This window comes from [Mycoplasma] falconis (assembly GCF_006385795.1).
In the GTDB taxonomy this organism is placed as follows: domain Bacteria; phylum Bacillota_I; class Bacilli_A; order Mycoplasmatales; family Metamycoplasmataceae; genus Metamycoplasma; species Metamycoplasma falconis.
The window spans coordinates 1-9,186 of record NZ_VFSS01000014.1 but is presented as its reverse complement, the minus strand read 5'-3'; the positions used below and the strand labels follow the sequence as shown (position 1 = coordinate 9,186).

9 protein-coding genes are annotated in these 9,186 nt (G+C 26.2%); 3 read left to right on the top strand and 6 right to left on the bottom strand.

Annotation, left to right across the window (positions count from 1 at the left end; all coding sequences use genetic code 4):
• Positions 1-119 precede the first annotated feature (119 nt).
• From FJO69_RS07645 to FJO69_RS07635, 3 genes are all read right to left on the bottom strand, one after another.
• The gene (locus FJO69_RS07645; RefSeq protein WP_140781560.1) at positions 120-1,784 is read right to left on the bottom strand and encodes a hypothetical protein; all 1,665 of its coding nucleotides are present in this window, start codon (positions 1,782-1,784) and stop codon (positions 120-122) included.
• A 147-nt stretch (positions 1,785-1,931) separates the two neighbouring features.
• Entirely contained in the window at positions 1,932-3,260 is a 1,329-nt protein-coding gene (locus tag FJO69_RS07640; protein WP_277872287.1) for a M20/M25/M40 family metallo-hydrolase, read from the bottom strand.
• Between the two features lie 96 nt (positions 3,261-3,356).
• Positions 3,357-3,767 carry a hypothetical protein gene (locus FJO69_RS07635; RefSeq protein WP_140781559.1) on the bottom strand — a complete coding sequence of 137 codons (411 nt, stop codon included), beginning with the start codon at positions 3,765-3,767 and terminating at the stop codon, positions 3,357-3,359.
• A gap of 151 nt (positions 3,768-3,918) precedes the next feature.
• On the opposite strand from FJO69_RS07635, the gene FJO69_RS07630 reads away from it, so the two are divergent.
• The 3 genes from FJO69_RS07630 (at position 3,919) to FJO69_RS02850 (ending at position 6,577) form a co-directional block, all read left to right on the top strand.
• Entirely contained in the window at positions 3,919-4,944 is a 1,026-nt protein-coding gene (locus FJO69_RS07630) for a nicotinate phosphoribosyltransferase (RefSeq protein WP_140781558.1), read from the top strand.
• The gene (locus FJO69_RS02855; RefSeq protein WP_241861734.1) at positions 4,934-5,590 is read left to right on the top strand and encodes a hypothetical protein; all 657 of its coding nucleotides are present in this window, start codon (positions 4,934-4,936) and stop codon (positions 5,588-5,590) included. The genes FJO69_RS07630 and FJO69_RS02855 overlap by 11 nt, the downstream gene beginning before the upstream one ends.
• 189 nt (positions 5,591-5,779) lie before the next feature.
• Complete coding sequence (locus FJO69_RS02850) at positions 5,780-6,577, top strand: hypothetical protein (protein ID WP_140781557.1); 798 nt, start codon at positions 5,780-5,782, stop codon at positions 6,575-6,577.
• 52 nt (positions 6,578-6,629) lie between these two features.
• On the opposite strand, the gene pgsA is transcribed toward FJO69_RS02850, so the two are convergent.
• Genes pgsA through FJO69_RS07620 form a run of 3 tightly spaced genes read right to left on the bottom strand, consistent with a single transcriptional unit; the run spans position 6,630 to position 8,953 of the window.
• On the bottom strand, positions 6,630-7,499 hold the full coding sequence (gene pgsA, locus FJO69_RS07625) for a CDP-diacylglycerol--glycerol-3-phosphate 3-phosphatidyltransferase (protein WP_140781556.1): 870 nt from the start codon (positions 7,497-7,499) through the stop codon (positions 6,630-6,632).
• Positions 7,477-8,082 carry an MHJ_0274 family protein gene (locus FJO69_RS02840; RefSeq protein WP_140781555.1) on the bottom strand — a complete coding sequence of 202 codons (606 nt, stop codon included), beginning with the start codon at positions 8,080-8,082 and terminating at the stop codon, positions 7,477-7,479. The genes pgsA and FJO69_RS02840 overlap by 23 nt, the downstream gene beginning before the upstream one ends.
• Positions 8,083-8,122: 40 nt before the next feature.
• Positions 8,123-8,953, bottom strand: coding sequence for an alpha-amylase family glycosyl hydrolase (locus FJO69_RS07620; protein ID WP_140781554.1), 831 nt, complete (start codon positions 8,951-8,953; stop codon positions 8,123-8,125).
• Between the last annotated feature and the right edge of the window lie 233 nt (positions 8,954-9,186).

Sequence of the window (9,186 nt, the reverse complement as noted above, 5' to 3'; positions counted from 1 at the left end):
AATTTATGAAATCTTCATAAAGAATCAAAATCTCTAATCATTCTTCTTGTTTTAATTGCTTCATAATTACTCCTTAATATATAAAAAGTGAACACATATATGTGTCCACTAATTTTGTCCTAGTTTACTTGGATAGCTGCTTTTAATTTTTTATCAGCTTCATTAATTTCACTTTCACTAGCTTTATTATTAGCTAATACTTCTTTCATTTTATCAATTGCTGATTGTAAAGAAGTTTTAGCGTTATTTAAAGCGGGATCGCTCATTTTATTTACTAAATCTTCACCATCTTTTATATCAACTTTTGAATTAAATTTATCATTAATTAAATTTAAAGAAGAATCAATATTATTTAAATCTTCTAAAGTCAAATTATCTAAATTGTTTAATTGGTTGGTAACTTGTTCTATTTCATTATGTCCAAAGTCATAAGCTTCTGGATATTTATTTTCACTTGTATTTTTATCAGCAAAAGTTTTCTCCATTTTAGCTAATTTATCTTTAATTTCATTAGCTAAATTAGTTTTTTGGTTTTTTAAATCTTCCATTGCTTGATTTGCTTTATCAATGGCTGATTGTAAATCACTAATATCATTAGGTAATTGATTTAAACTGCTTTGGTTTTTAGCTTCATTAGCTTTATTAATAGCAGCTTCTAATTCTACTTTTGCATTTTCTAAGGCTGGGTCAGTCATTTTATTAGCTTGATTATTTGCCAATTGAATTTTTTGTTCTAATTCAGCGATTTTTTTATCGTATTGCCCTTTGTCGTATTTAACATTAGATCAATAATTATAAACATCATTATTTAATTGTTCTAATTCTTTGATTGTCATATCTTCGAATTTCTTTTCTAAATATGATTCGGCTTTATCAATTTTTGATTCTAATTCATTTTTTTGATTGCTAAAAGCGGGTAGATTTTCTATTTCATCTTTAATTCATCTTTTAGATAAAGTAATAGCTGATTTTAGATTTTCTATTAATTCAGTTTTTCTAATATCGTAATTTTTAAGTTGTTGTTCAGCTTGTTTAATCGCTTCGCTTAGTTTTATATTTTTATCATTTAAACCGTTTAGGTCATCATTTTGATAATCCATCGCTTTAGCAACGGCGGCTTGTAAATCGTCTCTTGCACTTTGTAAAGCCGTGCTGTTTGGATCTTGGGCTAATTTTTCTTTTAATAATTTGTTTGCTTTATCTATTTGATCTTTTAAAGTTGATAAAGCTCTATCGTAATCAGCTTTTTCTTTTTTAGCTTTAGCTCATGCTTGTTCTAAGGTTTCTTTTTGTTTAGCTATTTTAGCTATATCTAAATTCTCATTATCTTTTTCAACGGTAGAAACTACATCTGCTAAACTTTGACTTTCTTTGGCTAATCCGGCAATATTTGCCATATTAGCTTGATTTCATTCTTTAATTTCTTTAATTAAATTTTCTAGATTTTGTTTATCAAGTTTAGTTTGCTTATTAACTTCGATATTTTCTTTGGCTTGATTAATTACATCATTTAATTTATTATTAGCGTCTTGTAAATTTTCTTTTGAGCTGTTTTCATCTTTTAATGTTTTTTTGGCTTTATCAATTTGATCTTCTAATTCTTTAGCTTTTTCTGGACTTAAATCTGGATCATTTAATAAATCCTTAGCGATTTTAATTTTGTCTTCTAGTTGTTTTCTTGCATTATTATTAGGATTAATTAATGCAGTAGCAACAATTCCAGCAGTCATAGCTGCGGTTGCTAAAGCAGCAAAAATTAACGCCATTTTCTTATTTTTAGGCACTTATACCTCCTCTTGATATATATATATATATATATTATAAAAAAGAACTTGTAATAAGTTGAAATTCGTTATTTATGTTTTAAAAGTTAAAATAAAAACACTGTTTTTGCTTATTTCAGCTTAAAACAATGTTAAAAGTAATTTTTATTATTTTTTCGGTTTATAAGATTGCAATCTAAATAAAGCATTAATATAAATTTCTAATGAAGATTTAATTTCTTTAAAAGTAAAGTATTCATTAGGACCGTGCATTAAATGCATATATTTAGTTGAACCATAAGCGACACAATTATCTACCAATCTAGCATAAGTCCCACCGCCGATGGCTAATGGTTTAATATCTTCGTTAGTAGCTTCGCGATAAGTTTGCATTAAAATTTTGACTAAATTATCTTTTGGATCAATGTATTTAGAATCTTTATGGCCAATTAGTTTCATTTCAACTTTGCCTTCAAAATTATTAGCTAAATAATTATTTAATTGGTCAGTAATTCCTTTTAAAGTATTGGTTACCGGTACACGTAAATCAAAAAATAGACTATGATAATTAGCATTTGATCTAATCATCCCTAGATTAGCTGTTAAATCACCGCTAAAATCACTAATATCACCAAAAATATTTTTAAGAGCGAAATCTTTTTTGCTTAAATTTTTGTTTATAAATCTAAACAAAGCATGCTTATTTAATTCTGGATTAACTTTTGCTAAGGCTTTTATTGTTTTAATAATCGCATTTTCACCTTTATGAGGAGTAGAACCATGCCCGCCCTTGCCTTTTATATTCATCATCTTATCTTCATATTTAAAAATGGCTAAATCAGGAATTTGGTTTACTACTTCACCGCCTTCAATATAAAGTGAAGGTATTTTAGGGAATTTAAGTTCAACATGGTAAACCATTTTTTCAGCGTAGATAAGCGGTCATTCTCCATCAGGGGTATATGAAATATAAGGAGATCCAAAATCAACTAAATATTGTTTCATTGATTTCATATTAGTTTCTTCGGACAAACCAAAAACAATACGGATCGCTCAACCTTTTTTAAGCAAGTTATTATCGAAAATATATTTCATAGCATAAAGGTTGATAATTGCTGGACCCTTATCGTCTAAAGAACCTCTTGCAATAATAGCTTTATCGGTAATAACGGGTTCAAAAGCAGAAGTTTTTCATTGACTTTCATCTCCAGCGGGCACAACGTCTAAATGAGCCAAAATACCAATCATTTTATCACCTTTACCGATTTGAGCATATCCATAAGCAGAATTAGGAGCGATATAGGTTTCAAAACCAAAACTTTTAGCTAAATCTAAAGCATAAGTTAAAGCTTTGTGAGTATTTTCTCCAAATTTATATTCGCTTGCAGTTTCTTCTTCACTAATTGATGGAATGGCACAAATATTGGCAATATCTTGAATCATTTGTTTAAAGTCTTTTCTTGATTGTTTGTATTTTATAAATTCAGGTAATTTCATAGCCAAAATTATAACAAAAATAAAGTTTTGGCTTAATTTCTAAAAAAGATAACTTTATAAAAAAAATCTTAGGTTAATATTAACCTAAGATAAAAATTAATTATTTAATTTAGTATTTTCTACTTTTATATTATTTTCTTTTTTAATGTCTTTAGTATCTCTAACTAGCATCATCGCACAAATAGAACATCAAATTCAAATTATATTTAAAAACGGCAAGCTACCTAAAATATAATAAATCATTAATTTTTTATTATTAATGCTTTTAGCATAAATAGCCCCGTAAATATTAACTAAAACTAAGGATAAAACATTTAAGGCGACAATAGCAATAATAACGTAGCTAATTGGTTTAATAGGTTGGTTATCTTTATTTAAACTCCATCATCAAAGCACACCAATTAAACCGGTTAAAAAAACTAAAAATCAATAATTTAAACTACGAGCAATACGATAAAGTTTTTTACCTTTAGTATCTCATTTACAAGCTTTTTTAGTTTTAGCCATGCTTACCTCCTTAAATTACTATTATCAATTTTAATACAATATTAAATTTTGCTAGATAATTTTACTTTCAAAACTTAGGCAAAAAGGTAAAATTATATTTAATAATTTATTAAATAAACTATTAAATTAATAATAATTAAAAGGATTAATTATGAATAAGAAAAGTCTAAAAGATCATATTTCTATTTATTTTTATAAAACAGCTGATATAGCTAAGAAATATCATAAAAATGATGTAATTACTTTGCAATTTTTTCAACGTCATAATGATGTTAAATTATGTGGTATTAATGAAGTAATTGAACTTTTAGTTAAAAATACTAACGTTGATAAATACTCAATTAAATATTTACCAGAAGGAACTATTATTAATAATCGCGAAGTAGTTTTAGAACTAGAAGGTCCTTACTATGAATTTGGTATTTGAGAAGGCATTATCGATGGTATTTTAGCAAGACAAACTTCAATCGCAACTAATGCTTATCGGATTGCCAAAGTAGCTAACGGTAAAACGATTATTTCTATGGCAGATCGAGCCGATCATTACTTAAACCAGTTAAAAGATGCTTACGCAATTAATTTAGGAGGAATTAAAAATCATTCAACGTTAGCTTCCTCAGGACATGATTTAGAACATACTTTTGGCAGTATGCCTCATGCTTTAATTCAAATGTTTGAAGGTAATGCAGTTGAAGCTTGCCGTGCTTACCATCAAATGTTTCCTAACGATAACCTTTATGCTTTAGTAGATTTTCATAACGATGTTATTGCTGATTCTCTTGCTTGTTTAAAAGAATTTGGCAAAGATTTAAAGGGAGTTAGAATTGATACTTCTAAAGCAATGATTGATAAAATGTTTACCGAAGGCGAAGCCGAATTTGGAGTTACTACTACTCAGGTTAAACGTTTAAGAGAAGCCTTAGACGCCAACGGTGGTAAACATGTTAAAATAACCGTTTCTAGTGGATTTAATGCTGATAAAATTCAAGCTTTCGAAGCAGAGGGCACACCTGTTGATACTTATGGTGTAGGAGCAACCTTACTTAAAATTTGAGTAAATTTTAGTGCCGATGCCACAAGATTAAACGGGGTTAATATTGCCAAAGCCGGCAGAGGTTATTTAAAAAATCCTAAATTAATTAAGTTTGATAAAAAAGAAGGTATATATGGCAAATAATGAATTAAAAGTAAAAGAAAAAAAAGCTAATGCCAAAAATAATTTTTTAAATATTATTGGTTTTTTAACCGTTGCATCTTTTTTAATTATTTCAATTGTTTTATTTTTAGCAGCCGCTAAGATTTTTGGAAACCTAAATAAAGGCGGTCAAATTGCTTGTTATGTTTTCGGAGCGATTTTTGGAATTATATTTATTTTAATAATTACTAAAATTGTTTTAATTTATAAATCAGAAAAGAAATATGATAAATCGATTGTCGATACTAATGCTTTATTTTATAATCAACCTTTAACCGAAAGCGAAGCCGCTATTCATAATGCTTTTATTGCAGAATATTCACACCATCAAACTAATCGTGATATTTACTTTGGATATCTTTTAACTTTAGAAAGAAAATTATATAAAAGAGATAATATTGAATTAAAATTACCCGAACTAAGAGCCTTGGTAGAAAAAATGATTATGGCTACGATAGATGAATATAGTTTCTTTGATGTTTATTTAGCAATTGAATTTACCAAAGGTTTAAATAAAAAATTCGTAATTAAAAGTGATTTGAAAAGATATAAAGTTTACTTTGAATATATAAGAACCATTTTACATAAAGCTGATGATTACATTCATGACACTTATATAAATATTTAATAATTAATCGACATAAAAAATGTCGATTTTTATTTATCTTTAATTACAAAATGCATTTTCTGCATTTTTCGTTGTAATTTACAATTAAAATTAACTTAAAATTAAATATTTTTTACATTTTGTAGTATATTTGAGGCGATATATTAAGTTATATTAAATAAATAAGGAAAAAAGAAAGTAAATTTAAAAATGACAAAAAAGCAAAAAATTTTAATTTCAACATTAGTGCCAACTTTTGTTGTTGCAACCACAGCTGTGATAGCAGCACCATTTATAGCTATTGAAGTATCTAGAAATAATGAAATAAAAAGAGCTGAATTTCTAATAAATAATCCACATTTGTTAGAAAACAAGGATGAAAATAAAAATAGAATTGCTACTCCTATTAAACTTGTTAAATTGACGACTTCTTCAAATGATTTAAAAGATATTGAAAAAGAATTTTTAGAAATATTAAATTCAGATGAATATAAACCGATAGAGGGATATAATCGCATAGTTTTACAAAGTATCAATAATTTTGACAATTTAAATCAAGAAAGTTTAAAAAGTGAATTTTTTACTAATTTTAAAAATGAAAAGCAAATTTTATTTGTATACTTACCTAATAAGGTAGATGATTTTCATTTTTTTGATCCTGAATTAAAATCTGAATTTATCAAAAATGAAAAAGAATTATTTTTTACACCTTATCAAGAAATAAGCTATTTTAAAATACCAATTAATAAAAATAAACAAAATAATCATTTAATATATGACTATCCAACTGGAACTATTACCAAAGATAAAGAATTCGGTAAATATTTTAATTTTGGTTTACAAGTAGGCGAAAATAAATTTTTAGAGGTTCAATTTGATATTGAAACAAATAGTTGAAGAGAAAACAAATTTTTAATGTTAATAAATTTTTTCAAAATAGAAGATAATAGACCCGTAGAATTCAATAGAAAAATTGCCTCAAGAGCTTTTGAATATTCATTTAAATAAAAATAAAATACCTTTACTTTTTGTAGAGGTATTTTTTCGTGTTAATTTTAAATTATTCTTCTTGAATTTGAGAAGTATTATTATCTGTTGAAACAAATATTTCTTCTTGTTTTTTTGTTAATTCTTGTTCGGTTATTTTTGCTTCATTAACTTCTTTTTCAAAGTCATTTCTAATGCCCTTTAAATATTTTGTCATGTAAATAATACCGCTTACTCATGCTAATATTAATCCAATAATTAAAGGAATGTTTACATAGAAAATATATAAAGCTTTTTTAGTTGTTTCAGCATTTCTTTTAATTTGATTATCTAGGTTTAATAATCAAGGTCCAGCAAAAGCAACAGCAATTAAAGCGAATGAAACAATAATAGTTTTGGCTTTTCCTCATCAATTAGCAGCGACTTTGATGTTTTTCTTTGTAGCATATACTCTTGAACCATCTACCAAAATATCGCGAACTATAAATAAAATCACAATTGGTAAATAAGTATAGTTAACAATTGCTAAAAAAATCATCATTAAATTAGTTGCGACTTTATCGGCAATAGGATCGAAAACTTTACCAAAAGCAGAAACGGTATTGGTTTTTCTAGCATAATGTCCATCAACAAAATCAGTAATCATGGCAGCAATAAATATAACTACACATAATCAATAAATTGCACTCATGGCAACTAGATTTGATGATGAAGCTCTTCCGTCAATAGAAACGATTGACACTTTTTCGTACCCAAATGCTCCGTATTTCACAATCATGGCAAAAAGCACAGACATTAAAGCTATAAATGGAACCATTAAAATCAATCTAACAACGGTTAATCAATTAGCTACTCCAAATTTCTTGCCAACGTTAACTTTTGAAAGTTTTTTAGCTTTTTTAAGTTCTTGTTTTTCTTGTTTACTTAGTTTTTGTTTCTTCATAGAATTTTTCCTCGACCGCCTTATTAATTAAAGGGGTTAATTCATTAAATCTTTCGCCTCTTGGTACTCTTGAATATTGTCTTTCAAAGTATTCAATTAACTCAGGTCTTTTTGCCATTCATTGGTTAGCATCTAAGGCATATAAAACTTCGATATTATCAATAAAAGTTTTATATTGAGGATTATTTACAAAGCTATGAATGAAATCTTCACGACTCATTAATTTATAAATAAGTTTTTTAGCCCCTCTTTTAATTTGACTCATTTTAACTTTACCAACGATTACATTAAATTCTTCTAACTCTTTTAAAGTTTTTTTAATAATAGCATCAATAGTCATAATGTATTCGTAGTACGAAGTTAAATTTTCTTCAGCTTTTTTCTTTTCTTGTTTAAAAGCCTTTTTCTTTGCTAATTTAGCTTTGGTAATTTTAAAAATAATATAACCAATTACAACCGCAAATAAAACACCTAAAATAACGTAAACTACAATTTGCCCCATTCCTGAGTAATCTTGTTTGTTGCCACCTATATTTTTATCGTCGGCAACATTTGCTTCATCAAATAATGCTTTAAAATTCATAATACTCCTTATATTAATTTAATAATTATATATTATTATGTTAATTCTTACTAATGAATAGCAATTCGTAAGGATTTAACCAACTTGGAATTTCGCTATAAAAACGGTTGTAATAATTAGAAATCAAGATCGAACTTCCTTCTTCTATGACGATTTTATGATACTTATTTGATAAGTTTAAATAAATAATAATTTGTTTATGTTCATATGTTGTATAAACTAATTTTAAAACGCCTTTTTTACTGCTTTTAATACTTAATTGAGCTTCGTTTAAAATCTCTTTAAATTCGCTATTAAAATAAAAATTAATTAACTCATAAATAAAGTTTAAAGGGCTTTGTGGTTGGGCTTTTTCTGTCTCAACATTATTTTCTTTGTAATTTAAAGCAAATAATTTATTTTTATTAAAAACTAAATTAGAATCCCAACTCATTTGGGTATAAGACATTCATTTGTTTTGTAATGATTGAGCTTCGTAGAACTCTTGGTTGGAAATATTTTTTAGTTCGTAATATCTTTTTAGCTCATTAAAGTTTTCGTTATTAAATTTATAATCTTTTTTAATTTTAGCCCTTAAAGTTCCTAGTTCATCGCCATAATAAATACCGACTGAATTTTTACCTAAAAATACAAAAGAAATTAAGGCTTTGGCACTTTCTTCTCAATAAGCTTTTTCATCACCTCATCTTGATGTAATTCTGCCGACTAAATCAGAACCAAAACTTAAAATGTATTGTGGATTATTAAATAAGATTTTATATTGTTTAAATAATTGCTTATAATCTGGTTTTTGTTTTTTAGCTTGTTTTAATTCGCTTTTTAAATTAATATTTGAAAAGCTATTGATGTATAAATAATCTAAACATGGCATCTCTAAATTAACAATATCAACTCAGTTTTTTTTGTTAAAATCATTAGTTTTTAAAATTACTTCAACATCAACATTGATTTTTTAATAATTTTATAAATATCTTGTAAAAATAAAAATCTACTTTCATCTTTTAAATAATTACTATTAACAAAAGTTTCAAAGTTTTTTAAAATTAAAGCTTTAACTTGACATTTTTTAATATAAAAAGTAATTATTTCATTAAAGAAGTTAAC